Here is a 26523-nt window from a genome sequence, read left to right on the forward strand (position 1 = left end):
AAAACACTTCTTTCAGTTATCCGCCCTCCTTGGAATTTTGCCAACTCACCAGTATCCAATGGCGACGTTTATTCTATAGGGCTTGTTTACCTTTCAATTCCAGTATTTATGGGGCCTGAAACGTAAACACCCTAAGATATGGAGCGGATTTTATATTGTTAACAGCATGCTAACAATGCTCAAATGTTAATTCCATTCAGTTTGTTGATTTACATCAATTGATGAAATGTAACTGTTATTAATCGTTTAAGAGTTATGATAGAAAAAAGTAATACGAACATAGACGCATCGTTATGGAATGCTTATTCAAAGTCTTTCTTCCGTTTTCATGCTGAATGGCAGGTTACCAGCTACGCAGTGATAACTGCTTGGAACCCTTACAGTAATTTGCGGTCAAAAGAAGAGAATTGCATAAGTAATCATAAGCTCGAGAAACAATTAAACCACGTAAAGTACGTGCCTGTCACGGTAGGCGATCAGGCATTTGAGTGGTTGGAAGAAAGTTACGCTGCGGAGTTAATCCCACAAGCGGCGGTAGAGTTGGCCAATAAGTTCCAGCAGAACGCGATTTACTACGTTATTGATGACGAACTTTATTTGATTGCTTGTTCCGCTCCTGAGGTGATGCACAAGCTAGGGTCGATAACACCGCGACTCGTATAGAAGGATACTACTCACCTGAGCGTTGGTTCGGATGAGACAATTCACGGAGGAACTATGAGAGACATTACACCAGACATTTGTGACCAATTTGAGGACCAAGTTACCCTGCTGAGCTTGCCATTGCAGAACTTTGGTCAACGCAGTGCCTTTCACGGCGAAATTGTCACTGTGCGTTGCTACCATGATAATTCCAAAGTACGTGAAGTGCTGAGTGAAGACGGCACAGGAAAAGTGCTGATCGTGGATGGACACGGCTCTTGTCAAAAAGCTTTGCTTGGCGATCAATTGGCGATTCTTGGTATCGAAAATGGATGGGAAGGGATCATCGTTTACGGTGCGGTTCGTGATGTGGCGCAGATGTCACAGATGGACATCGGTATTCAAGCATTGGGTGCATGCCCGTTTAAAACTGAGAAGCGTGGCATGGGAGAAGTCAACGTGACACTGACCATGCAAAACCAGATCGTACAACCTAAGCATTATGTGTATGCGGATTGGAATGGGGTATTAACTTCGAAAGAGGCGTTGGATTTTTAGAAGCGGAAACCTAGGCCTACTTCAAAGCCTTGTTGCCAGTCTTGATAATCCAAAGTGGCGTGAAGATCCAAGTTCTCGGTGATTTTCACGCGGCTCGATACTTCTGCGGCAAGGCTACTGTCTTCTTCACGTATGCCTTCTGTCGTTTCGCCTTTGTAAGAACGCACCGTACTTTTCACCGTTACGCGATCGTTCAAGTGATAGCTGATACCACTTAAAAAGCCGCTCTGATTCTGAGTTGGAGAGTTATTGACGCGAGCACCCACGTAAAGATCGACAGAATCAAACAGCTCATACGCGTACCCACCATCGATATTCCAGACGTCAAAGCTGTCGGTTTGGTAGTTTTCACTAGAAATGAAAAGTTTGTGTGGAGACGAAGAAGTTTTGCCCGGTAAAGGCGGAAGATCACTGGCGACAGAAATGCCAGGCACAACGAACAGTAACAGAAAAATCCATTTTTTCATGTTGACCACTCCTTGTGTCTAACTTTGTTATTAGTATGTGCTAAAAGCTTCTCACTATTAAAGCATAGAATATGAAATCCAGCTCATTTATTTTCTGTTTAATTCGATCCTATGAACATTGATCACGGTTAAGTGTTTGTTAAGTAATGTCAGTAAAGGATGGCATTTTGATCTTGTGCTCAGCGTTTAAGATCGGCTCAAGGATCATTCGATGATTTGGTTTTTAGTGAGATACGAACTGTGCACAAAAAAGTAACCCAAACCGCTGTAACGGTAAATCCTTGTAATTACTTTTAAATATCAATGACATTGCGTAGCAGAAATCTCTGCAAGGCCGGAAAATAAACAATTTTTTGTTGACTCTGTTTACGAAACTCGGTAAACGTAGAGTTAAGCAAACACATAATTATCGTTGAATATTTATTTATGACATCTCACAGCCAAGTAGTAATGACCACAACCATTATTATTACCAACACGACCAATGTTGGGGCAGGCTGCTGAGCGAAAGAAATTCACAAAGAAGGCCTGTATCCAACAAGATACAGGCCTTTTTTTATGCTTTTTTATACAGAATTTAGACAGATTTAAGAAGATACATCGGAGGAAGGGATGCGAGTATTAAAGTTTGGCGGCTCATCATTAGCAGATGCAGATCGCTTTTTGAAAGCGGCGGATATCATCGCCAACAACGCACAACAAGAAGAAGTCGCAGTGGTACTTTCTGCACCTGGCAAAACAACCAACAAGCTGGTAGCGGTGATTGAAGGTGCGCTTCGCAATGGTGAAGCTGAACTGCAAATTAATGAGCTGGAAGCTTCTTTCAAAGCTCTGTTTGCAGATATCCAAGCTGTATTACCAAACATCGATGGTGCAGCTTTCGATAACCAAGTTAAAACCTCACTTTCTCAACTTCGCCAGTTCGTTCATGGCATCAATCTTCTTGGCATGTGCCCAAACAACGTCAATGCACGCATCATTAGTAAAGGCGAGCGCGTTTCGATTCAGCTGATGAAAGCGGTATTGGAAGCGAAAGGGCAACCAGCGCATCTTATCGACCCAGTTGAATACCTCTACGCAAAAGGCGATCACCTAGAAGCCATGGTCGATGTTGAAGTTTCAACTCAGAAGTTCCGTCAGAACCCTCTTCCTCAAGGCCATGTGAATATTATGCCGGGCTTTACCGCAGGTAACGAGAAAGGTGAACTAGTTACACTAGGTCGTAATGGTTCAGACTACTCAGCAGCGGTTCTTGCGGCTTGTCTGCGCGCAGATTGCTGTGAAATCTGGACAGACGTTGATGGCGTGTACAACTGTGACCCTCGCTTAGTAGAAGATGCTCGTCTGCTTAAATCGCTTAGCTACCAAGAAGCGATGGAGCTTTCTTACTTCGGTGCTTCTGTTCTGCACCCGAAAACCATCGCACCAATCGCACAATTCCATATTCCTTGTCTGATCAAAAACAGCTTTAACCCACAAGGTGCGGGTACGCTGATTGGTCAAGACACTGGCGAAGATAACCTCGCTATCAAAGGCATCACGACGCTGAACGACCTAACGATGGTTAACGTGTCTGGCCCGGGTATGAAGGGTATGGTTGGCATGGCAAGTCGAGTATTTGGCGCAATGTCATCAGCAGGTGTGTCTATCGTTCTGATCACTCAATCTTCTTCTGAGTACAGCATCAGCTTCTGTATCGAAGCGCAAGACAAAGCAAAAGCACAACAAGTATTGGCGGATGCGTTTGAACTTGAATTAAAAGACGGTCTACTCGAGCCCGTTGAGTTTATTGATGATGTGTCTATCGTCACTTTAGTTGGTGATGGTATGCGTACTTCACGCGGTGTTGCATCTCGCTTCTTCTCATCTCTTGCTGAAGTGAACGTAAACATTGTAGCTATCGCACAGGGCTCATCTGAGCGTGCTATCTCTGCCGTGATTCCTGAAGACAAAATCTCTGAAGCGATCAAAGCGTGTCACGAGAACCTATTCAACTCTAAGCACTTCCTAGACGTATTCGTGGTTGGTATTGGCGGCGTTGGTGGTGAGCTGGTGGACCAAATCGAGCGTCAACAAGCGAAGCTTGCGGAAAAAGGCATTGTGATTCGCGTATGTGGCTTGGCAAACAGCAAAGGTCTTCTGCTTGATAGCGAAGGTCTGCCACTAGAGCATTGGCGTGACCGTATGTCGGCAGCGACAGAAGAGTTCAGCCTAGCGCGTTTGATTTCTTTGGTTCAACGTAACCACATCATCAACCCAGTATTGGTGGACTGTACTTCAAGTGAAGATATCGCGAATCAATACGCTGATTTCTTAGCGGCTGGTTTCCACGTAGTTACACCAAACAAGAAAGCAAACACAGCCAGCATGTCTTACTACCATCAGCTTCGCGATGTTGCGCGCAGCTCTCGCCGTAAGCTGATGTACGAAACAACCGTAGGCGCAGGTCTTCCGGTGATCGAAAACCTACAAAACCTAATCTCAGCGGGTGATGAACTAGAGCGCTTCAGCGGTATCCTTTCTGGCTCTCTGTCATACATCTTCGGTAAGTTAGATGAAGGTATGAGCCTAAGTGAAGCAACCAACATCGCCAAGCAAAATGGCTTTACTGAACCGGATCCTCGTGACGATCTATCGGGTATGGATGTGGCGCGTAAGCTACTTATCCTTGCTCGTGAAGCTGGCATGTCTCTAGAACTAGAAGACGTTGTGGTTGACCAAGCTCTGCCACCAGGTTTTGACGACTCAGGCAGTGTTGAAGAGTTTATGGAGCGCTTACCAGAAGCGGACGCCTACTTTAAAGAGCTGTCAGCTAAAGCGGCAGAAGAAGGCAAAGTACTGCGCTACGTGGGTGAAATTGTTGATGGTAAATGCACAGTAAGCATTGCAGCAGTCGATGAAAACGACCCTATGTTTAAGATCAAAGATGGTGAAAACGCACTGGCATTCTACAGCCGCTACTACCAACCAATTCCACTGGTATTGCGTGGTTACGGTGCGGGTACTGAGGTTACGGCTGCTGGCGTATTCTCGGATGTGATGCGTACTTTAGGTTGGAAGCTAGGGGTATAACAACAATGAGTTCAAGTGATATGGATGTAGTGGTTTATGCCCCAGCATCAATTGGTAATGTAAGCGTAGGTTTCGACGTTCTGGGGGCGGCGGTGTCTCCAGTCGATGGCACACTATTGGGTGACCGAGTATTGGTTAAGTCCGGAAATGAGCCGTTCAGCCTAAAGACGGCGGGTGATTTTGTTGAGAAGCTGCCAACCGAGCCGAAAGAGAACATCGTTTACGACTGTTGGGGGGTGTTTGCTCGTGAGCTAGACAAAAAAGGTGTTGAGCTAAAGCCACTTGAAATGACGCTAGAAAAGAACATGCCAATCGGATCAGGATTAGGCTCAAGTGCATGTTCTATTGTTGCTGCATTAGATGCATTAAACCGATTCCATGGTCAGCCGCTTAACGAGACAGAGTTACTGGCGCTGATGGGAGAAATGGAAGGCAAAATCTCTGGTGGTATTCACTACGACAACGTCGCGCCGTGTTACCTTGGCGGTGTGCAATTGATGCTTGAAGAGTTGGGTATCATTAGCCAAGAAGTGCCTTGCTTTGACGATTGGTTCTGGGTGATGGCGTATCCGGGTATCAAAGTATCAACTGCAGAAGCGCGTGAGATCCTACCATCTCAATACCGCCGACAAGATATCATTGCTCATGGTCGTCACCTTGCGGGCTTTATTCATGCGTGTCATTCTGGTCAGCCAGAACTCGCTGCAAAAATGATCAAAGACGTGATCGCAGAACCGTATCGTGAGAAACTGCTTCCTGGCTTTGCGAATGCACGTCAATACGCAGCGTCTGCGGGTGCATTGGCAACCGGTATTTCTGGCAGTGGTCCGACACTGTTCAGTATTTGCAAAGAGAAAGATGTCGCTGAGCGAGTTGCTCGCTGGTTAGAACAGAACTACGTACAAAACGAAGAAGGATTCGTCCACGTTTGTCGTCTAGATAAACAGGGTTCGAAAGTAACAGGAAGTGAGCTATGAAGCTTTACAATATAAAAGAAAATGATGAACAAGTTTCCTTTGGCCAAGCCGTTCGCCAAGGATTAGGCCGTAACCAAGGTCTATTTTTCCCATCGGAATTACCAAAATTTGAAGATGTTGATGCGCTGCTGGCAGAAGACTTTGTTTCTCGTAGCACGAAAATCCTATCAGCACTGATTGGCGATGAGTTGGCGGAAGAGCAAGTTAATGCATTGGTTGACGCTGCATTCCAATTCCCAGCACCAATCAACCAAGTAAAAGACGATGTTTACGCTCTGGAGCTTTTCCATGGTCCAACGCTTGCGTTTAAAGACTTTGGTGGTCGCTTTATGGCGCAATCTCTTGCGGCAGTTTCGGACGGTGGCAAGATCACTATCCTAACGGCAACTTCTGGCGATACTGGCGCAGCCGTTGCGCACGCTTTCTATGGTATGGAAGACATCAACGTTGTGATTCTGTATCCGAAAGGCAAAATCAGCCCATTGCAAGAGAAGCTATTCTGTACGCTTGGTAAGAACATCCATACTGTCGCGATCGATGGAGACTTCGATGCGTGTCAGGCTCTGGTTAAGCAAGCTTTTGATGATTCTGCACTGCGTGAAGAGATCGGTCTCAACTCTGCAAACTCAATCAACATCAGCCGTTTGATGGCGCAAATCTGTTACTACTTTGAAGCAGCTGCGCAAATGAGCAAACAAGAGCGTGAAAACCTAGTGGTATCAGTACCAAGCGGTAACTTCGGTAACCTAACTGCTGGCCTACTGGCAAAAGCACTGGGTCTGCCTATTAAGCGCTTCATCGCTGCAACGAATGCCAATGACACTGTGCCACGTTACCTAGAAACGGGTCAGTGGGCGCCGAAACCAACGGTTGCAACAACATCGAACGCAATGGACGTGAGCCAACCAAACAACTGGCCTCGTATCGAAGAGCTATGCCGCGTGAAAGAGTGGGGCTTGGAGACGCTAGGTAAAGGTGCAGTGTCGGATGAGCAAAGCGCTCAGTCGGTGAAAGACCTATACGCACTTGGCTACCTATGTGAGCCACACGGTGCGATTGCTTACCGCGTTCTTGAAGAGCAGCTGCAAGAGGGTGAAACCGGTCTGTTCCTATGTACTGCTCACCCAGCGAAGTTCAAAGAAGTGGTGGATGATATTCTAGAATCCGACATCGACCTTCCTGCACCACTAGCGAAGCACGCTGCGATGGAGCTGCTATCGGAAGATCTCGACGCTGACTTTGACGCATTGAAACAAGTACTGCGCCGCGTGCAGTAAGCTTCAAAAGTACAGTAAGTATCAAAAACAGAAATAACGAGAGGTGAATGAGCAATCATTCACCTTTTTTATTGCTAGTCAGTTTTAGCTCTCTTTAAGATTGAAAAACGAACTTAACTACATGAGATGGAAAGAGCAGCATGCATTTTTTGATTTTTCTTGGCTCAGTGAGAGACAGCACGCCACCACGACCAGCGCGCTTAGGAATGCGAGTCAGTAGAGCGTGTGAAAAACTTATCGCGAGTCAGCACTCACAACATACGGTCGAAATCATTGACCCATTGAACTACGACTTTGGTGATGTGTTTAAGCCCGAGTTTGCTTATCATCGCTCAAAAGTGCCGGAGCACCTCAGCGAGTTGGCAGATAAAATCAAACATGCGGATGGGTATGTGATGGTTAGCCCGGAGTACAATCATTCGATGAGTCCTGCTTTGGCAAACATGCTTAATCACTTTGGCAGCTCGCTGTTTTCCTATAAGCCAAGTGCTATCGTGACCTATTCTGCAGGGCAATGGGGCGGCGCTCGTGCTGCAGTGTCGATGCGCACTTTCTTATCCGAGTTGGGATGCTTACCCGTGTCGGCAATGATCCATATTCCGAAAGCACAAGAGGTGTTTGATGAGCACGGTGTTGTTGCGGATGAGTCGGATCAGGCGCAGTGGGATAGCTATATGAATCGCACTTTGCATCAACTGATTTGGTGGGCAGAAGGGGTGTCATTGCAAAGAGAGAGGCTTGATCCAACCTCGTTGGCACAAGCGTTCAAGAAAGATCCTTCGCAAAGAAACGCACCTTAGAAAGATGCGTTCGCCACTATCGGAGGGGACTCGAAGGATCCAGAAACAAAAAAAGCTTGGTCATTGCTGACCAAGCTTTTTAAATTCTAGCAAGCTAGTCTACTGAGAGATTATAGAGACTCAGTAAAAGTACGAGCGATTACGTCACGTTGTTGTTCTGGAGTTAGCGAGTTGAAACGTACTGCGTAACCAGAAACACGGATAGTTAGCTGTGGGTAGTTCTCTGGGTGTGCAACTGCATCTTCTAGAGTTTCACGCTTAAGAACGTTCACGTTTAGGTGTTGACCGCCTTCAATGCGAGGAGCTGTTTCGATTGCTACTTCGCGGCTTTCGTAGTCACCTAGGTCGCTGATTGCGATAACTTGGTCTGCTTCGTAAGTTGATGCTGCAGCAACACAACGCGCTTCGTTCTTCTCGCTATCTAGTAGCCAGATTGAGTTTAGTAGTTCGTCGTTAGCTGCTTTAGTAATTTGGATACCTTGGATCATCACTATCTCCTAGACCACTTACGTGGTGATTATTGGTGTTAATTTTCGAATTTTTGTCGAGCTAAGTATTGTATAGCGAATATCCATTATTTTAATATTGATTTAAGTCAAAAAACAACCAAAAACCTTAATTTTTTGAAGGTAATTTTCTTGCGCTAAATCAATAAAACCTTTGAAAACATAATATTTACAATTTATTTGATAATATAAAAAATATTTAATAGTTAGTTTTGTTGTAAATTTACTACAAAATAAGCTCAAAAATTAACCTTGCTAACGCAACTGCCTGTATTTAGGTAGCCATACTGAAAGTCTAAAGTGATTAAATGACAAACATAAAAAACACGTTTGGAAACAAATTTATTGGTGCTCATGTCTCGGCTGCGGGCGGTGTTGACCAAGCGCCTCTGCGCGCTCGCGAAATTGGTGCGAATGCATTTGCTTTGTTTACCAAGAACCAACGTCAGTGGGTTGCGAAGCCGCTTGAAGAGAAAACCATTAGCGCATTCAAAGCGAACTGCAAAATGCTTGGCTTTGGCGCAGAGCATATTCTTCCCCATGATTCTTATCTGATTAACTTGGGTGCGCCGGAAGAAGAAAAGCTGAATAAATCCCGCGCGGCATTTATTGATGAGATGGAGCGTTGTAATCAACTTGGGTTAACGCTGCTGAATTTCCATCCTGGTAGTCATCTAAAGAAAGTATCGGAACAAGAGTGCTTAGCGACGATCGCCGAGTCGATCAATCTTGCGCACAAAGCGGTGCCCAATGTGATCGCTGTGATTGAGAATACGGCTGGTCAAGGGACAAACCTAGGTTGGAAGTTTGAGCACCTTGCTGAAATCATCGATCAAGTGGAAGACAAAGAGCGTGTTGGCGTATGTCTCGATACTTGCCACACGTTTACCGCTGGTTACGATCTGCGTACTAAAGAGGATTGTGAGCATACCTTTGCTGAATTCGATCGTATTGTTGGGATGCACTATTTAAGAGCAATGCATCTAAATGATTCAAAAGTTGAATTCGCTAGCAAGGTTGACCGTCATCATTCATTAGGCAAAGGCGAGATCGGTTGGAGTTGTTTTGAGTACATCGCTAAAGATCCGCGTTTTGATGGTATACCTCTGATTTTAGAGACAATTGATCCCGATATTTGGCAGCAAGAAATCAATACTTTGCGCAAATTCCATATCGAAGAGATCGCTAATTCGTAACGAAACAGCGAAGTTGGCATACTTCTTTCTTAGCTAGATACATGAGCTATTCGCGCTTGTTTTAAATGCCTGAATCCAGAGTGGTATTTAGGCGAAGCTAGTTAGGAGGATGACAGCATGTCTCGACCAGTTTCTTTGAGCCCAGTGACACACACTCGACGAGTATTACGTTTACCAACCCCAAATCGCCATATATCAGGGCAGGGGCACTATCGAACGCCGCAGCGCAATTAGCGGTACTAGTTCTAGTTATCTCAGGCTGTATTAGGTGTCGCATTGCTCAACGCAGACAGTTCGCGTATCCGTTTTTGAGAAGCCGTCTCAAGCTGGTGGTAAGTTTTTGTTTGTTTTGGTTTCGCTCGTTAGAATAGAGGGAAACACTAGGATAGGAACCTTCCATGAATCAGTTACCCACTTGGCACGATGTAATCGGCGAAGAAAAACAGCAGAGCTACTTTGTCGACACTTTGAATTTTGTTGAAGCAGAGCGAGCGGCGGGCAAAGCTATCTATCCGCCAGCCAAAGACGTGTTCAACGCGTTTCGTTTTACCGAGTTCAATGACGTTAAGGTTGTGATTCTAGGACAAGACCCTTACCACGGCCCTAACCAAGCACATGGTTTGTGCTTCTCTGTATTACCAGGCATCAAAACCCCGCCGTCTTTGGTGAACATGTACAAAGAGCTGGCACAGGACATTGAAGGTTTCCAAATTCCTCAGCATGGCTTTTTGCAAAGTTGGGCAGAGCAAGGGGTGTTGCTACTGAATACTGTATTGACGGTAGAGCAGGGTAAAGCACACTCGCATTCGAAAACTGGCTGGGAAACGTTTACTGACCGCGTTATTGAAGCCATTAACCAGCATCAAGAAGGTGTGGTGTTCTTGTTGTGGGGGTCACACGCGCAGAAAAAAGGGCGTTTTATCGACCGTAATAAACATCACGTGTTAACGGCTCCGCACCCGTCACCATTATCTGCTCACCGAGGATTTTTTGGCAGTAAGCCATTCTCACAAGCAAACCAGATTCTTGTTCAGCAAGGGAAAGAAGTGATCAATTGGCATTTGCCAATGACGGTATAAAGCCCACTTTTCCTCTTAATATAGAGAAAGAAAAAATAGTACAGCGATCGTGACACTACGATCGCTGTTTTTTTGAACACCGTCGAGTCAGGTATTGGCTTTCTCATATACACTTATCAAAAGTAGGTGTTAAGGAGAGACGCTATGATGATCGAAAGAATTCGACGCGAACACGGCTATATGGTCCGTCTGTTGGCGATACTGCGCCACAAATTGAATGAGATTAAACAAGAGCACGCTATCAACTATGCGTTGGTGAGTGAAATTGTGGATTACCTCTCTAACCATTCGGAAAAGATTCATCACCCTAAAGAAGACATTCTCTACCACTATTTTCTGGAACACTATGGTCAGCAAAAGACCATGGAAAACTTAGAGCTTGAGCATCAAGAGTTAGCGGAGAAAACCAAAGCGTTTTCGATGTTAATAGAGATGATCCTTCAGGATGCAGTTGTCCCACAAGACATGTTTATTGCACAATTAGAAGATTTCATTGTGACCCAAAAACGCCACCTTGAGCTGGAAGAGCGCCAAATCTTACCTCTAATTGAAGAGCTCTTTACTTCTGAAGATTGGCAGTACGTTGAAAGTTTATGGCATGAGAATGAAGACGACCCAGTGTTTGGTAATACGATTGCCGATCGCTACAAGCAGCTCGCCGATCGAGTACGTCAGAGTGACGCTGAGTTTGTCTAAATCATAAAAATGGCGAAGTAAACGATTGCGTAAGCAGGATTTGTTTCGTCATTTTCTTATCCAGTGGGAATATCTGGGAAATTGTTTGGCTATTGCTATGAGTAAAAACTGAGGGAAATTCTCAACAGGTAAGAATTGTTGTTATGCCAATAGAGTCAGCCTCAAAATCCTCCCATTTTTTTGGTATCCATAAAAGACAAAAGGCACCATCTAGGTGCCTTTTGTACAAATTATAGTTTGATGTCATCCAGAGTGATGTCGTTGCAGACATCGAGTTCACGCAGTTCCTTGAGTAAAGTGCGTCTGTCGTTCATTTCTTCAATTTCTCGCCACTTACGCTTCACTGGTTTCGAACGAGATTTGGTTGTTGAGGTAGTATCCAGACCAAATAGGTCATCGAGTTGAAAGCCTTCCATAAGCCACCTTTACCTTTTTCTATCTAAACTGTTATATCCAATCCTTGTGGAGTTTTTTAAGTACCACAATAGCCTTGAGGATAACCATGATATATTTCGCATTTGTGTCGGTAACATGACATTTTCGTGCAAAAATACTCACAGAATCACATTTTGCATGCATTTAAAATGAACAAAAAATAAGCGAACGATCTCACGAAAACGATTAAATGAAGAGATTTGGTATGTTAATTCGAAGGGCTGATTTCACTCAATTTTTGAATACTAAGGTTGCATAGCATCGCTTTGATGAAAATGTATCCAATGGTAACAAACCGACACAGGAAATATTTGTCGGATACCTTGTGATTGCTAGCCTTATTAAAAATAAACGATACGCCGTTTTATTAAGTTTGAGGGGGCTAGTTATGTTGAATTTTGATAAACAAGATGTTGCTGTTTGTGAGCGTTAAGTTTTCCTTTTATGTTAACTTTTGGTGACTTTATAGTGAAAAATAACAAGCTTATTTTACTTGTTGCATATTGATTTTTGCCTTTCGAGGCTGCATTATCCGCCCGTCAAAAAATACGCTGGTACGTAAAATGGATGCATGAAGCGACATTTACGATTCTAGATTGCACAATAAACATTACTCAAAAAGCTAAGCACACTTTGACACTTAGCAGGCAATCTGGTGGATGGCTCGGAAGCAAAGACCGGCGCAACTCACTTTGAGGTACACATGACAGACTTAATCAATTTGATGAACGATCTCCTTTGGGGTTCGATTCTGGTTTATCTTCTTGTTGGTGTAGGAATCTACTTCACCGTTCGATTGGGTTTCATCCAATTCCGTCACTTCGGTCACATGTTCTCTGTTCTTAAGAACAGCCGTAAAGCAGACAAAGCTGGTATTTCTTCTTTCCAAGCGCTTTGTACTAGTCTTGCTGCACGTGTAGGTACCGGTAACATGGCGGGTGTTGCAGTTGCATTGACTGCGGGTGGCCCTGGTGCAATCTTCTGGATGTGGTTGATTGCAATGCTTGGTATGGCGACGTCGTTTGCAGAAAGTACGCTAGCGCAGCTATACAAAACCAAAGATGATGATGGCAACTACCGTGGTGGTCCTGCTTACTACATGGAAAAAGGTTTGGGCATGCGCTGGATGGGCGTGTTGTTCTCAGTTTTCCTAATCATCGCTTTTGGTTTGGTATTCAACGCCGTTCAAGCAAACTCAATTGCAAACGCAATGAGCACTGCATTTGGTTGGGATGATCTTTACGTTGGTATCGCAGTTGTTGCGCTATCAGCAGTGGTTATCTTTGGTGGTATCAAGCGTATTGCGAAAGTAGCGGAGCTGATTGTTCCTGTGATGGCACTTGCTTACCTAGTGCTAGCACTGTTCGTTATGTTCTCTAACCTAGACAAACTTCCTGATGTACTGATGCTTATCTTCAAGAGCGCATTTGGTCTGCAAGAAGCAGCGGCTGGTGGTCTTGGTTACGCAATCGCACAGGCGATGATTAACGGTATCAAACGCGGCCTATTCTCGAACGAAGCTGGTATGGGTTCTGCGCCAAACGCGGCAGCATCAGCAACGCCTTACCCACCACACCCTGCATCTCAAGGTTATGTTCAGATGCTAGGCGTGTTCATGGATACTATCGTTATCTGTTCGGCGACTGTGGCTATCATCCTGATGTCAGGTGAATACGTAGGCCAAGCGACGGAAGTGACTGGTATCGAGCTAACTCAGCGTGCATTGAGCTCGCAAGTCGGCGATTGGGGCGGCATCTTTGTTGCTGTAGCAATCTTCTTCTTCGCGTTTACTTCTATCATTGCAAACTACTCGTACGCAGAAACGAACTTAATCTTCCTGGAGCATAACCACAAAGCGGGTCTAGGTATCTTCCGTATCGTTGTACTAGGTATGGTTATGTTTGGTGCGCTAGCTTCTCTACCAGTGGTTTGGTCATTGGCCGATGTTTCTATGGGTCTGATGGCGATTGTGAACTTGGTGGCGATTATCTTGCTATCAGGCATCGTGATTAAGCTGGCGAAAGATTACAACCGTCAGCTAAGCGAAGGCAAAGTGCCTACGTTTGATCCGAATGACTTCCCTGAGCTGAAATCTCAGTTAGAAGAAGGTATTTGGGACAACAACAAGAAAGATAGCTAATTGATGTCCAATCATCGTTGAAAGCTATCAACACGATTCAAAAAGCCATGCAGACAATGCATGGCTTTTTTTGTACTCTAATGAAAAACAAAATTAGGGAAGTTAAAGTCATGCTTATCGTAGTTTCTCCAGCTAAAACGCTCGATTACGAATCACCACTCGCGACCGAGAAGTTTACTCAGCCAGACTTGGTTAGCTATTCAAAAGAGCTGATCGAGGTATGCCGTAAGTTAACACCTGCCGATGTTTCATCACTGATGAAAGTGAGCGACAAGATCGCTGATTTAAACGTCGGCCGTTTCCAAGAGTGGAGTGAAACCTTCACTACCGACAACGCGCGCCAAGCGATTCTTGCGTTTAAAGGTGATGTGTACACTGGTCTTGAAGCGGAAACTCTTTCAGATGCCGATTTCGATTACGCGCAAGATCATCTACGAATGCTGTCTGGCCTTTACGGTCTGCTTAAGCCGCTTGATTTGATGCAGCCATACCGTCTTGAGATGGGCACTAAGCTAGCAAACGAAAAGGGCACTAACCTTTACCAGTTCTGGGGGAATGTCATTACCGATAAGCTGAATGAAGCGATTGCTGCGCAAGGCGACAACGTACTGATCAACCTAGCATCGAACGAATACTTCAAAGCGGTGAAGCCAAAGAACTTGGATGCACAAGTGATCACACCAATCTTCAAAGATTGTAAGAATGGTCAATACAAGGTGATCAGCTTCTACGCGAAGAAAGCGCGCGGTATGATGGCTCGCTACATCATCGAAAACCGTATCGAAAGCGTTGCTGACCTCACTAAGTTTGATGTTGCGGGTTACTACTTCGTTGAAGAAGAGTCGACACCAACAGACTTAGTGTTTAAACGAGAAGAGCAAAACTGATTGAGCGAAGTTAAGTTTCAGCTCTGCTAAACAATTCAAACGAAAAGCCGGATAGTTATCCGGCTTTTTTTATTTCATCGAACACTGATCTTAATTTCATTTATTACATAAAAATTTTAGTTATTAAAAAATAGTTGAGTAAGAAGAATTAAAGTTGTATTTTAAATGCAACTTTAAAAATAAAGGAGTTCTCCTATGTCAGACTTCAAGCTCACACACAAAAAAGCCTCTAAGTTATCAGAGTACGTTGCACTGCGTATTACCAAGTTGCTGAAATTCACTCTGAACATCTTCTACGGCAAGAAATACGCAAAGCGAGCGGTGATTCTTGAAACGATCGCAGCTGTGCCCGGCATGGTTGCGGGCATGTTCAACCACCTCAAAGCGCTACGTCGAATGAAAGATGATGAAGGCTGGATCCGAGAACTCCTCGACGAGGCCGAGAACGAGCGCATGCACCTGATGATTTTCCTCGATATTGCCAAGCCGAGTTTGATTGAGCGTTTGCTCGTGCTGCTTGGGCAAGGCGGTTTATTCTCGTGTATAGCTTCATCTATCTACTGTCTTCTAAAATCGCTCACCGTGTTGTGGGCTACTTCGAAGAAGAAGCATGTAATAGCTACACAGAGTACCTAGAGAAAATTGATAGTGGGGAAGTGGAGAACGTACCAGCTCCGACTCTGGCGGTTGATTACTATAAGCTGCCTGCTGATGCGATGCTAAGAGATGTGATTTTGCGGATTCGAGAAGATGAAGCGGGGCACCGTGACCGTAACCATGGCTTCGCGGATGCCTATGAAGACAAAACTCTTCCAGCCCATCAGCTGTAAACATGAAAAACAAAAAGAGCCGCGATTGCGGCTCTTTTAGATTTGGAATTAATCAGACGTGATTACTTTTTCTTAGCGGTTTTCTTCTTAGCTACTTTCTTCTTGTCGTCTTTTTTCTTTTTCTTCTTAAACACAGGTTTTTTGTGTTTAGGGCGCATCTCTTTCACGAAACGCTCTTTGATGTCTTCTTTTACGTAACGAGCAACGCGATCCATCATTGGTTGGTCGTGTGCTTCTACGATTGAGATAGCGTTACCTTTCTTACCAGCACGAGCCGTACGGCCGATACGGTGAAGGTATACGTCAGCCGTGCGCGGCATATCGTAGTTGATTACGTGTGATACGTCTGGAAGGTCGATACCACGCGCCGCTACGTCTGTCGCTAGTAGCACGTTAACTGTGCCTTCACGGAAGCGAGAGATTGCGTTGTTACGACGATCTTGAGGCATTTCACCTTGAATCCAAGAACATGGAATCTGTGCGCTCTCTAGTTGTGCACGGAGCTCTGCTAAACGCTCACGAGTCTTCAAGAACACGATAGTGCGTTCTGCTTGCTCTGTAATGATGTGTTTTAGTAGGGCAAGTTTATGCTCTGCGTCATCAGCACGGTGGTACCACTGTGCAATCTTCTTACGCTCACGCAGTGGGGACTTAGCGTCGATCTCTGCTGGTTCGTTCAGTAGGTCTGCTGTGAAACCTTCTACGCCTTTGCCTTCTAGTGTTGCTGAGAACAGAAGGGTTTGTTTACGCCAGCGACATTCGTTAGACAGACTGTCAACCGTTGGCGCAAAGCCCATGTCTAGCATGCGGTCTGCTTCATCAAGGATTAGCCATTCAATTGCACGACAGTCAAAACGTTCTGCGTCGATGTATTCACGTAGACGACCTGGTGTTGCTACTACGATGTCTTGTGTGGTTGCTAGGATGTCTGCGTGTTCTTGGTATTGAACGCCACCAGTGATGGTGAAGATGTTTAGCTTGGTGTTTTTCGCCAGTGCACGCGCTTGATCCGCTACCTGCATTGCAAGTTCACGAGTTGGCGTTAGGATCAGAATACGTGCAGGCCCAGGTTTACGACGTGGGAAATCTTGCAGGTATTGCAGTGCTGGCAGGACGAACGCTGCCGTTTTACCCGTACCAGTTGGTGCTGACGCTAGAATGTCACGACCATCTAACGCTTGTGGAATCGCTTCGGCCTGAATTTTAGTTGGGCGTTCGTAGCCCATCTCATCAATGGCTTCAAGTAGGTTTTGGTCTAGATCAAGTTCAGCAAAGGTTCTGATCACAATGAGTTCTCCACAAGCAAAGCTTGGTTAATGGTTCGCCACAGCAGCATAGAATATAAAAAGGTCGCACATTATAAAGTGATTGGTGACAAGGATCACATGTTATTTCACATCTTAAGGTAAAACTCGCGAGTTAGCTGGATAAAGTCGTCGCTGTAGCCCTCGTGCGAGTGGATGATCAAATGCGTTTCTTGAGTATCACAAGCTTGTTTGGCTAATTCAAACAGTAAACGGTGCACGGGCTTTTTCTGTGATGGTTGCACGCGGCACAGACGTGACAAGTGCCACCCCTGTTGCAGCGCCATAGTAATAAATTGCTCGCCTTCGGTAATCGGCAGGACGAAATTGGCTGTCCCTTCCTCAGTCAGCAGTTCATGACATCGGTTGAGTAATGCGCTGTGCTGCAAGGTATCTGTGTGCCTGGCGGTTGCGCGCTGGCTTTGTTTCGATTGCTCACCATTGTTGAAGTAGGGTGGGTTACAGATAATGCGTTCAAAACGATGCTCAGGTTCAAACTGCAATACATCGCTGTGGTGAAGACTGAGTCTGTCTGACCATGGTGATTGAGCGAAGTTTTGTTTTGCCGCTTCGATCGCTGTGATTTCGATATCAAGGGCGGTGATTTGCGCTGAAGGAAATCGCTGTGCGCACATTAAGGCCAGCAAACCTGTGCCCGTACCGATGTCCAAAATTTTATTCTGTGGTGTGCAATTTGCCCAAGCTCCAAGCATCACACCATCGGTACTGACAGGCATGCCACTTTCGCCACCGTGAATGGAAAATTGCTTGAACTTGAAGCCTTTAGTCTGAATTCTTTCGCTCTTCATGATTGTTTTATATTTACTCAATAATAGAGAGAAATGCTCTATTGTTTCTTAATTGTATAGGTTGTTATCTTGTTGGTTATTAAATTGTATTCTCAATTGAACGAGACAAAGAACTGGTCATAAAACCTAGAGTAGTGATATTCACTGCTTTTAAGTTGGCGAACTAAATTAATATGGTGTTTTTTTCTTAAAGGTTGCCAAATGATGGGTCTTTCGTCATTATGCGGCGGAAAATTTATAGATTGAACCACAGGTACTCATTTTATTTGGGTATACAAAAAGTGGTCGATGCATACACAACATTCATTAATTCAGAAAAAGGGTTATCTGTGAAGCAGACGTTAAAACTAACAGATATTATCGCAGTAGGCTTTATGCTATTTGCGTTCTTTTTGGGTGCCGGCAACATCATTTTCCCACCACTAGCGGGTCAGCTAGCGGGTGATCATTTGATGCCAGCAATGTTCGGTTTCTTGCTAACAGCGGTAGGTCTACCTCTTATTACTATCGTTGCTATTGCTGTAGCAGGCGGCTCTTGGGATCACTTGACTCAAGATCTTCCTAAGAAAGCAGCAGTGCTGATGGCGGCGTTGATCTTCATCATCATCGGTCCTGCATTTGCTGCACCTCGTACTGGCCTTGTGGCTTACGAGATGGCTATCAAACCATTCTTCTTAGATGCATCACAAGCACATCTAACGTCATTCTCAATCTTGTTCTTCGCGGTAGCAATGGCTTTCGCTTGGTTCCAAGGTCGTTTGATTGACTTGATTGGTAAAGTGCTAACGCCAGTACTGTTCCTTGGTCTTATCGTTCTTGCGATTGCTGTATTTGTTGACCCGCAAGGCGAAATGATGGGCGCGCATGGCGAGTACTTAACTCAGCCGCTAACCAAGGGCTTCCTTGAAGGTTACAACACCATGGATACGTTCGCATCGTTGATGTTCGGTATGCTAATGGTGGATGCACTTCGTAGCAAAGGCATCACTGAGCGCGCGGCAACAACGAAATACCTAATCTGCGCTGGTTGTATTGCCGCTGCGGGTCTTGCGTTTGTATACATCTCATTGTTCTACCTAGGCGCGACGAGTGCAACTATTGCAGCGGGTGCAGACAACGGCGGTGCAGTACTGAGCCAGTACGTTCAAGCGTTATTTGGTCCTTACGGCCAGATTGTTCTTTCAATCATTGTACTGTTGGCATGTTTGACGACAGCGATTGGCCTTATCTCGGCATGTTCAGATTTCTTTAGCTCTAAGACAAAACTGACTTACAAGCAGTGGGTTATTATTAACGGTGCGGCTTGTGCTCTAATTGCTAACGTTGGTCTAGCTCAACTGATCTCTCTATCAGTGCCAGTGCTATTTGCACTTTACCCTGTAGCGGTTGCATTGGTTGCGCTAACGTTTGTTCGCAGCAAGCTGCCAAACCCACGTGTGGCATACCGCTCTGTACTACTAGTATCTCTACTGTTTGCATTGATTGATGCTGCGAAAGTAGCAGGTCTAGACGTTTCAGCATTCGACATGCTGCCACTATTCGAAGTGGGCATGGGTTGGGTTCTACCAACGTTTGCAGCGATTGTTTGCATGTTCTTTGTTGCTAAATCTTCACAACCAGAGTTGACTGAAGAAGCGGCATAATTGCTGACTCGCAAGATTAAAAAAGCCCGGTGAAGTGATTCACCGGGCTTTTTGTTTGTCTGTTGTATCGTCACTGCTATTGCTGACTTATAGCGTGTCGTGAAACTCCACCAACACTTGCTCACACCATTTCTCGATGCGTTCGTCACTCAGTTCATACTGGGAATCTTCATCCAGTGCTAAGCCGACAAACTGGCTGCCATCTTCAGTCAATGCTTTTGACGCTTCAAACTCATAACCTTCGTTTGGCCAGTAGCCAATGAATTGCGCGCCAGTCGCTTTGAGTTCGTCATGCAGTAGACCCATCGCGTCAAGGTACCATTCGCCATAGCCTTCTTGGTCACCCAAGCCAAACAGAGCAACCACTTTGCCTTTTAGCGGGGTCGTTGCAATGTCTTCCCAGATTGCACTCCAATCTTCTTGGATTTCACCGAAGTCCCAAGTCGAGATACCAATCAGCAGTAAATCGTAGTCTGCCATCAGTGACAGCGGTGTCTCTTTCACGTTGTGAATGTCGACAAGGTCTTCACCAATGATATTGCGAATTTTCTCTGCTGCCATTTCTGTGTAGCAGGTTGTTGAGCCGTAAAAGAGTCCGATTTTCATTATATTCGTCGTTTTTTGTGTTGCTGTTGTGGCAGATTCTAACCATAAAACGGAGAAGATTGCAGCGAATATCCCGCGGGAGATGATTTTTTTATGGTATTGGTTGGGCTCTTGTCTTACTCTCAATACTGTAAATATAAACAGATAAGGAAGCATTCATGACGGCACAACAGCCTGTCAATCAACAAGATTTTGGCCTTGTTGAGCAATTCTTAGATGCGATGTGGATGGAGCGTGGCTTATCAGAGAACACGTTGGCTTCCTACCGAAATGATTTAATGAAACTGCTCGCGTGGATGGAGCAACACAGCTACCGTCTGGATTTCATCAGTCTGTCTGGCTTGCAAGAATACCAAAGCTATCTTGTAGATTTAGATTATAAGCAGACTTCCCGCGCGCGTATGCTGTCGGCGATTCGCCGCTTGTTCCAATACATTCACCGTGAAAAAGTACGCGCGGATGATCCGAGTGCTTTGTTGGTCAGCCCAAAGTTGCCGCAGCGCCTACCTAAAGACATCAGTGAAGAGCAAGTCGATGCTCTGCTAGATGCGCCAGATCCGAATGACCCAGTTGAGCTGCGTGATAAAGCCATGCTAGAACTGCTTTACGCGACAGGTCTGCGTGTGACAGAGCTAGTCAGTTTGACAATGGAAAACGTCAGTTTACGCCAAGGGGTAGTGCGCGTGACGGGTAAAGGTGGTAAAGAACGCCTTGTCCCAATGGGAGAGAACGCGGTCGATTGGATTGAAACTTTTATCCAACAAGGTCGGTCTGCTTTATTGGGGGATACTACGTCAGATGTGGTTTTCCCGAGTAAACGTGCTAGGCAGATGACTCGCCAAACGTTTTGGCACCGTATCAAGTACTATGCAGTGATAGCGGGTATTGATACTGACCAGTTGTCGCCGCACGTACTTCGCCATGCTTTTGCAACACACTTATTGAACTATGGCGCAGATCTCAGGGTCGTACAGATGCTGTTGGGGCATAGTGACTTATCGACCACGCAAATTTATACTCACGTGGCGACTGAGCGATTGAAACAAATCCACAGTCAACACCACCCAAGAGCATAATGATGGTTTGGTTCATCCATTGTCTCATTGGATGAAAAGATTTAATTTTAAGGTGAATTTAATGAGCGTATTACGCCGACTAACTCTACTGACTTTACCGTTTTTCGTTACCGCTTGTGGTGCTGAAGAAAGTCAGGCAAAAACGGAAACTCCTGCACAACAAGTCGCACCAGCGGCAAAACAGAATTTTGATGAGGCTGCACTAAAAGCCAAGTTCTCTAAGTTGGGGGTATCTATTCTTGATATCCAACCATCAGACGTTGCTGGTTTATTAGAAATTCAAACCAATGGCGGTGTGCTGTTCGCATCAAACGATGGTAATCACTTTATTGCCGGTCCGCTTTACGCCATCGATGATAACGGCGGCTACAAAGACGTCGTTGCTGAACGTCAAGCACCATTGAATGCAGCAAAAATCGCGAAGTTCTCTGACAGCGTGATCGAATATAAAGCGGACAACGAGAAGTATGTGGTGACGGTATTTACGGATATCACATGTGGTTACTGTGTGCGTCTGCATAGCCAAATGCAAGGTTACAACGACTTAGGCATTACTGTTCGTTACATGGCGTACCCTCGTCAAGGCGCAACAGGCCCAGTCGCTGAGCAGATGGCAACTATTTGGTGTGCAGAGGATCCTCAATCCGCTATGCACAACGCAAAAGCGGAACGTACATTTGATAACCCAGCGAAAGATCTTAAGCAGTGTAAAGAAACTATCCAAGCGCATTACACTCTAGGTAGTGAGCTTGGTATTTCTGGTACACCTGCGATCTTTCTACCAAACGGTGAGCTAGTAGGTGGTTACCTTCCACCAGCAGATCTGCTAAAACGTTTAGAGCAACAATAATCCTTTAAGGAGCAGAGCCAGCCGTATTCGCTGGCTCTTTTCAAACATGATAGAAATTCAACGACGTCCCGAACCGGATCTTTCTCTTCTTCCTGATTCCATTCCTGCCATTCTAAAGCGCATTTACATTAACCGTGGCATCACGGATGTGGCTCAACTAGAGACCTCTGCACGTGGTTTGCATTCGTACCAGCAGTTGGGTGGCATTGACCAAGCTGTTGAACTGCTGTTCCAAGCCATTAATGAGCAAAAGCGCATTATTGTCGTAGGCGACTTTGATGCCGATGGTGCAACCAGCTCTGCTTTGTCGGTGCTTGCCTTACGTATGCTGGGCAGCAATAACGTGGATTACTTGGTGCCGAACCGTTTCGAAGATGGCTATGGTCTGAGCCCGGAAGTGGTTGATCAAGCTTTAGAGCTTGGCGCAGAAATGATCATGACGGTGGATAACGGGGTCTCGTCGATTGAGGGTGTCCGTTATGCCAAAGAAAACGGCATTACGGTGCTGGTGACTGACCACCACTTACCGGGGCAAGTGCTTCCGGATGTGGATGCGATGGTGAACCCAAACCTAGACAGCTGTGCTTTCCCATCGAAGGCGTTGGCTGGGGTAGGCGTGGCTTTCTATCTGATGATGGCGCTGTGTGTGTACATGCGCAAACAGAACTGGTTCGCGCAGCAAGGCATGCAAGAGCCTAAGTTAATGGAACTGATTGACTTAGTGGCACTTGGTACGGTCGCAGACGTTGTTCCACTTGATGAGAACAACCGAATTCTTGTACACCAAGGCTTGCAGCGCATTCGTGCGGGCAAAGCACGTCCCGGCATTCAAGCCTTGATTGAAGTCGCGAAGCGCGATGCACGTCGTTTGGTCGCGTCTGATTTTGGTTTCGCTCTGGGCCCACGCATTAACGCCGCAGGTCGCTTGGATGACATGTCATTCGGTGTCGAGCTGCTGATGTCTAATAACATCCATGCCGCGCGTCGCATGGCGAGTGAGTTGGACGGTTTGAACCAAACTCGTAAAGAGATTGAAGAAGGCATGAAGCAAGAGGCGATGGCTTTTTGTGAGCGTCTTCAGTTTGGTGAAAACAGTGAACTGCCATACGGCCTAGCACTGTTCCAACGTGATTGGCACCAAGGCGTGATTGGTATTCTTGCTTCGCGTATCAAAGAGAAGTTCCATCGTCCGGTTATCGCCTTTGCTGATGGTGGTGAAGGGACAATTAAAGGTTCTTGTCGCTCTATTCCGGGGCTTCACATGCGTGATGCGCTGGATTTCATCGATACACAAAACCCTGGTTTGATCATCAAATTTGGTGGCCACGCGATGGCGGCGGGCTTAACCATCAAAGAGCAAGACTTTGAACGCTTTAGCCGTTTGTTTGATGAAGTCGTGAAGAAAGAGTTGGATGAAGCAGCGCTGAAAGGTGTGATCATGTCTGATGGTGAGCTTAAGCCTGAAGAGTTTTCCATGCATGTCGCGGAGCAGCTGCGCTCGGGTGGCCCTTTTGGTCAAGCCTTCCCAGAACCAATTTTCGATGGTGAGTTTAAAGTATTGCATCAAAAGCTGGTGGGTGAGAAGCACCTTAAGCTGATGTTAGAACCGCTTTATAAAGGCCATCCAACCAATGTGATGATTGATGGGATTGCGTTTAACGTTGATTTGCGTCGTTGGCCAGATGCATCGGTCAAAACAGTACGCCTAGCGTATAATTTGGATGTGAATGAATTTCGTGGCAACCAATCATTGCAACTAATGATTGACCTCATCGAAGCTAAGTAATACCTAGAAAGTCACTTCTTATAGAGTACGGTCGCCTTTTTGTGGGGCAAAAATTTTATGACCGTGCTCTCTCTAATTGCAATCTGATTTCCCACCCGAAATTTTCCTGTATCTCCGTCACATTTTTGAGTAGAATTTCTCGGTTAAATTCTATTCTAAAATGTTGAGCCAACATGTTTGAAATCAATCCAATTAAAAACCGTCTGCAGGACGTGTCTGAGCGCACGAATGTCCTGAGGGGGTATCTTTGACTATGACGCTAAGAAAGAGCGTCTAGAAGAGGTCAACGCAGAACTTGAACAACCGGATGTATGGAACGAGCCAGAACGTGCACAAGCACTAGGCAAAGAGCGTGCATCTCTTGAAGCGGTTGTAGAGACGATCGATCAACTGGAACAAGGTGTAGAGGACGTTGAAGGTCTTCTAGAACTTGCGGTTGAAGAAGAAGATCAAGAAACGTTTGACGAAATCGAACCAGAACTTGCTGAGTTGGAAGAGAAGCTAGAACAGCTTGAATTCCGTCGTATGTTCTCTGGCGACCACGACAGCTCTGATTGCTACATCGATTTGCAAGCAGGCTCAGGTGGTACAGAAGCACAAGACTGGACCAACATGATGCTACGTATGTACCTACGTTGGGCTGAAGCGAAAGGCTTTAAGTCTGAGGTGATCGAAGTATCGGAAGGCGAAGTTGCGGGTCTTAAGGGCGCAACTGTGAAGATCTCTGGTGAGTACGCTTACGGCTGGCTACGTACAGAAACAGGCGTTCACCGTCTTGTTCGTAAATCGCCATTCGATTCAGGCGGCCGTCGTCATACCTCATTTGCTTCTGCGTTTATCTACCCAGAGATTGATGAAAACATTGATATCGACATTAACCCGTCTGACCTACGTATCGACGTTTACCGTGCGTCAGGTGCAGGTGGTCAGCACGTTAACACCACTGAATCAGCGGTACGTATCACGCACGTTCCAACGAACACAGTAGTGCAATGTCAGAACGACCGTTCTCAGCATAAGAACAAAGATCAGGCAATGAAACAGCTTCGAGCGAAGCTATTTGAGCTTGAATTGCAAAAGCAAAACGCGGAAAAACAAGCTAATGAAGACGCTAAGTCTGACATTGGCTGGGGTAGCCAGATCCGTTCTTACGTATTGGATGACTCGCGCATTAAAGACCTCCGTACGGGCGTTGAAAACCGTAATACTCAAGCGGTTCTTGATGGCGATCTGGACAAATTTATTGAAGCTAGCCTGAAATCAGGTCTATAAAGCTTTTCACCGACAAAAAACAGGATACATCGAAAATGACTGATGCTGTTCAAAACGAAACTGTACAAGAAGCCTCTGCACAAGAAGAGAACAAGCTAATTGCTGAACGCCGCGCTAAACTGGATGCAATCCGAAAGAGCTGCAAAGCGAACGGCCATCCAAACGACTTCCGTCGTGACGCACTAGCGGGCGACCTTCAGAAAGAGTTCGGTGAAAAGACGAAGGAAGAGCTAGAAGAGCTTAACCACGTAGTAGCAATCGCTGGCCGTATCATGGCTAAACGTGGCCCATTCTTGGTAATTCAAGAAACTTCTGGCCGTATCCAAGCTTACGCTGATAAAGCGGTACAAAAAGTACTGAAAGAAAAATACCAAGGTCTAGATATCGGTGACATCATCGGTGTTAAAGGTGCGTTGCACAAGTCTGGTAAAGGCGACCTATACGTGAACATGGAAGAGTTCGAATTGCTAACCAAAGCACTTCGTCCACTACCAGAGAAGTTCCACGGCCTAACTGACCAAGAGATGCGTTACCGTCAACGTTACGTTGACCTAATCGTTAACGAAGATTCTCGTCAAGCGTTCGTAGTACGTTCTAAAGTAATGTCTGCAATCCGTAACTTCATGATCACTAAACAGTTCATGGAAGTTGAAACGCCAATGATGCACGTTATCCCTGGCGGTGCGAGTGCGCGTCCATTCATCACGCACCACAACGCACTAGACATGCCAATGTACCTACGTATCGCACCAGAGCTATACCTGAAGCGTCTAGTTGTTGGTGGTTTCGATCGCGTATTCGAAATCAACCGTAACTTCCGTAACGAAGGTCTTTCTCCACGTCATAACCCAGAATTCACTATGATGGAATTCTACATGGCGTACGCGGATTACAAAGATCTGATGGACCTAACTGAAGAGCTACTAAGCTCTGTTGCTCTAGAAGTTCTAGGTTCAACGTCAATGCCTTACGGTGATGACACGGTTGAGTTTGGCGGCACTTACACTCGTATGAGCATGTTCGAAGCAATCAAGCACTACAACCCAGACCACGCGCAAATCCAAGCGCTAACAGAAGAAGATATTCAAAACCGTGACCTAATGGTTTCTATCGCGAAATCTGTTCACGTTGAAGTAGAATCTTTCTGGACATGTGGTCAGCTTCTTGAAGAGATCTTTGGTGAAACAGCTGAACCTAAGCTAATGCAGCCAACGTTCATCACTGGTTACCCAGCAGATATCTCTCCATTGGCTCGTCGTAGCGATGACAACCCGTTCTTCACTGACCGCTTTGAATTCTTCATCGGTGGTCGTGAAGTAGCGAACGGCTTCTCTGAGCTTAACGACGCTGAAGACCAAGACGCACGCTTTAAAGCACAGGTTGAAGCGAAAGAATCTGGTGATGACGAAGCAATGTTCTACGATGCTGACTACATCACTGCACTAGAGCACGGCCTACCGCCAACAGCAGGCCAAGGTATCGGTATCGACCGCCTAGTTATGCTGCTGACTAACACGCACACTATCCGTGACGTGATCCTATTCCCAGCGATGCGCCCACAAGCGTAATCTCCTCGCTGAGTCATAAAAAACCACCTTCGGGTTAACTCCGATCA

23 protein-coding genes, 1 pseudogene and 1 other annotated feature are annotated in these 26523 nt (G+C 45.7%); of the genes and pseudogenes, 18 read left to right on the top strand and 6 right to left on the bottom strand.

Going from position 1 to position 26523, the window contains the following annotated elements:
• Nucleotides 1-255: 255 nt before the first annotated feature.
• Together KIV40_RS04710 and KIV40_RS04715 are read left to right on the top strand one after the other, a co-directional pair.
• Nucleotides 256-663, top strand: coding sequence for a DUF3293 domain-containing protein (locus KIV40_RS04710; RefSeq protein ID WP_285348092.1), 408 nt, complete (start codon nucleotides 256-258; stop codon nucleotides 661-663).
• A 54-nt stretch (nucleotides 664-717) separates the two neighbouring features.
• Nucleotides 718-1200, top strand: coding sequence for a putative 4-hydroxy-4-methyl-2-oxoglutarate aldolase (locus KIV40_RS04715; protein ID WP_012127012.1), 483 nt, complete (start codon nucleotides 718-720; stop codon nucleotides 1198-1200).
• Here the strand turns inward: KIV40_RS04715 and KIV40_RS04720 are convergent.
• A complete protein-coding gene (locus KIV40_RS04720) occupies nucleotides 1197-1667 on the bottom strand; it encodes a hypothetical protein (RefSeq protein WP_005426464.1) in 471 nt (156 codons plus the stop codon). The genes KIV40_RS04715 and KIV40_RS04720 overlap by 4 nt on opposite strands.
• Before the next feature lie 442 nt (nucleotides 1668-2109).
• Nucleotides 2110-2226: a sequence feature (Thr leader region), on the top strand.
• Between the two features lie 53 nt (nucleotides 2227-2279).
• On the opposite strand from KIV40_RS04720, the gene thrA reads away from it, so the two are divergent.
• The 4 genes from thrA to KIV40_RS04740 all read left to right on the top strand — a co-directional run bounded on the left by thrA (nucleotide 2280) and on the right by KIV40_RS04740 (nucleotide 7793).
• The gene (gene thrA, locus KIV40_RS04725) at nucleotides 2280-4739 is read left to right on the top strand and encodes a bifunctional aspartate kinase/homoserine dehydrogenase I (RefSeq protein ID WP_285348093.1); all 2460 of its coding nucleotides are present in this window, start codon (nucleotides 2280-2282) and stop codon (nucleotides 4737-4739) included.
• 20 nt (nucleotides 4740-4759) lie between these two features.
• On the top strand, nucleotides 4760-5716 hold the full coding sequence (gene thrB / locus KIV40_RS04730) for a homoserine kinase (protein WP_285348100.1): 957 nt from the start codon (nucleotides 4760-4762) through the stop codon (nucleotides 5714-5716).
• Nucleotides 5713-6993, top strand: a complete 1281-nt coding sequence (gene thrC / locus KIV40_RS04735) for a threonine synthase (RefSeq protein WP_038888976.1) — start codon at nucleotides 5713-5715, stop codon at nucleotides 6991-6993. Before thrB ends, thrC begins: the two co-directional genes overlap by 4 nt.
• Before the next feature lie 140 nt (nucleotides 6994-7133).
• The gene (locus tag KIV40_RS04740; RefSeq protein ID WP_285348094.1) at nucleotides 7134-7793 is read left to right on the top strand and encodes an NAD(P)H-dependent oxidoreductase; all 660 of its coding nucleotides are present in this window, start codon (nucleotides 7134-7136) and stop codon (nucleotides 7791-7793) included.
• Nucleotides 7794-7903: 110 nt separating this feature from the next.
• Here KIV40_RS04740 and grcA read toward each other — a convergent pair whose 3' ends face one another.
• Entirely contained in the window at nucleotides 7904-8281 is a 378-nt protein-coding gene (gene grcA / locus KIV40_RS04745) for an autonomous glycyl radical cofactor GrcA (protein WP_005426458.1), read from the bottom strand.
• 326 nt (nucleotides 8282-8607) lie between these two features.
• Between grcA and nfo the strand changes: the two genes are divergently transcribed.
• The 3 genes from nfo to KIV40_RS04760 all read left to right on the top strand — a co-directional run bounded on the left by nfo (nucleotide 8608) and on the right by KIV40_RS04760 (nucleotide 11270).
• On the top strand, nucleotides 8608-9495 hold the full coding sequence (nfo, locus tag KIV40_RS04750; protein WP_005426457.1) for a deoxyribonuclease IV: 888 nt from the start codon (nucleotides 8608-8610) through the stop codon (nucleotides 9493-9495).
• 398 nt (nucleotides 9496-9893) lie between these two features.
• Nucleotides 9894-10574 (top strand): uracil-DNA glycosylase, encoded by a 681-nt coding sequence (gene ung / locus KIV40_RS04755; protein ID WP_012127020.1) that lies wholly within the window; start codon nucleotides 9894-9896, stop codon nucleotides 10572-10574.
• Nucleotides 10575-10718: 144 nt separating this feature from the next.
• Nucleotides 10719-11270, top strand: coding sequence for a hemerythrin domain-containing protein (locus KIV40_RS04760; protein ID WP_043882983.1), 552 nt, complete (start codon nucleotides 10719-10721; stop codon nucleotides 11268-11270).
• A gap of 230 nt (nucleotides 11271-11500) precedes the next feature.
• Here KIV40_RS04760 and KIV40_RS04765 read toward each other — a convergent pair whose 3' ends face one another.
• Nucleotides 11501-11686, bottom strand: coding sequence for a DUF3545 family protein (locus KIV40_RS04765; protein WP_005426455.1), 186 nt, complete (start codon nucleotides 11684-11686; stop codon nucleotides 11501-11503).
• 722 nt (nucleotides 11687-12408) lie between these two features.
• Here KIV40_RS04765 and KIV40_RS04770 point away from each other — a divergent pair.
• The 3 genes and pseudogenes from KIV40_RS04770 (at nucleotide 12409) to KIV40_RS04780 (ending at nucleotide 15562) form a co-directional block, all read left to right on the top strand.
• Nucleotides 12409-13845: a sodium:alanine symporter family protein gene (locus KIV40_RS04770; protein ID WP_038889001.1), complete on the top strand. Its 1437-nt coding sequence runs from the start codon at nucleotides 12409-12411 to the stop codon at nucleotides 13843-13845.
• A 110-nt stretch (nucleotides 13846-13955) separates the two neighbouring features.
• A complete protein-coding gene (gene yaaA / locus KIV40_RS04775) occupies nucleotides 13956-14732 on the top strand; it encodes a peroxide stress protein YaaA (RefSeq protein WP_010646571.1) in 777 nt (258 codons plus the stop codon).
• A gap of 195 nt (nucleotides 14733-14927) precedes the next feature.
• A pseudogene (locus tag KIV40_RS04780) lies at nucleotides 14928-15562 on the top strand (alternative oxidase).
• Nucleotides 15563-15624: 62 nt separating this feature from the next.
• Here the strand turns inward: KIV40_RS04780 and srmB are convergent.
• Nucleotides 15625-16848 (bottom strand): ATP-dependent RNA helicase SrmB, encoded by a 1224-nt coding sequence (gene srmB / locus KIV40_RS04785; protein ID WP_285348095.1) that lies wholly within the window; start codon nucleotides 16846-16848, stop codon nucleotides 15625-15627.
• A gap of 107 nt (nucleotides 16849-16955) precedes the next feature.
• Entirely contained in the window at nucleotides 16956-17675 is a 720-nt protein-coding gene (locus KIV40_RS04790; RefSeq protein WP_050914549.1) for a tRNA1(Val) (adenine(37)-N6)-methyltransferase, read from the bottom strand.
• Nucleotides 17676-18004: 329 nt separating this feature from the next.
• Here KIV40_RS04790 and brnQ point away from each other — a divergent pair, with 329 nt between their 5' ends.
• The gene (gene brnQ / locus KIV40_RS04795) at nucleotides 18005-19318 is read left to right on the top strand and encodes a branched-chain amino acid transport system II carrier protein (RefSeq protein WP_038889002.1); all 1314 of its coding nucleotides are present in this window, start codon (nucleotides 18005-18007) and stop codon (nucleotides 19316-19318) included.
• Nucleotides 19319-19405: 87 nt separating this feature from the next.
• On the opposite strand, the gene fldB is transcribed toward brnQ, so the two are convergent.
• Nucleotides 19406-19924: a flavodoxin FldB gene (fldB, locus tag KIV40_RS04800; protein ID WP_005447890.1), complete on the bottom strand. Its 519-nt coding sequence runs from the start codon at nucleotides 19922-19924 to the stop codon at nucleotides 19406-19408.
• 158 nt (nucleotides 19925-20082) lie between these two features.
• Between fldB and xerD the strand changes: the two genes are divergently transcribed.
• The 5 genes from xerD (at nucleotide 20083) to lysS (ending at nucleotide 26476) form a co-directional block, all read left to right on the top strand.
• Nucleotides 20083-21000 carry a site-specific tyrosine recombinase XerD gene (gene xerD / locus KIV40_RS04805; RefSeq protein WP_285348096.1) on the top strand — a complete coding sequence of 306 codons (918 nt, stop codon included), beginning with the start codon at nucleotides 20083-20085 and terminating at the stop codon, nucleotides 20998-21000.
• Between the two features lie 61 nt (nucleotides 21001-21061).
• Nucleotides 21062-21850 (top strand): bifunctional protein-disulfide isomerase/oxidoreductase DsbC, encoded by a 789-nt coding sequence (gene dsbC / locus KIV40_RS04810; protein WP_285348097.1) that lies wholly within the window; start codon nucleotides 21062-21064, stop codon nucleotides 21848-21850.
• A 46-nt stretch (nucleotides 21851-21896) separates the two neighbouring features.
• The gene (gene recJ / locus KIV40_RS04815) at nucleotides 21897-23636 is read left to right on the top strand and encodes a single-stranded-DNA-specific exonuclease RecJ (protein WP_285348098.1); all 1740 of its coding nucleotides are present in this window, start codon (nucleotides 21897-21899) and stop codon (nucleotides 23634-23636) included.
• Between the two features lie 173 nt (nucleotides 23637-23809).
• Nucleotides 23810-24908, top strand: a protein-coding gene (gene prfB, locus KIV40_RS04820) for a peptide chain release factor 2 (protein ID WP_100208484.1) whose coding sequence is annotated in 2 segments (ribosomal slippage) — nucleotides 23810-23884 and nucleotides 23886-24908 — 1098 coding nt in all. Because the reading frame shifts where the segments join, the coding sequence is not laid out codon by codon here.
• 35 nt (nucleotides 24909-24943) lie between these two features.
• On the top strand, nucleotides 24944-26476 hold the full coding sequence (gene lysS, locus KIV40_RS04825) for a lysine--tRNA ligase (RefSeq protein WP_103410231.1): 1533 nt from the start codon (nucleotides 24944-24946) through the stop codon (nucleotides 26474-26476).
• Nucleotides 26477-26523: the final 47 nt, after the last annotated feature.

Source organism: Vibrio sp. D173a (assembly GCF_030248475.1).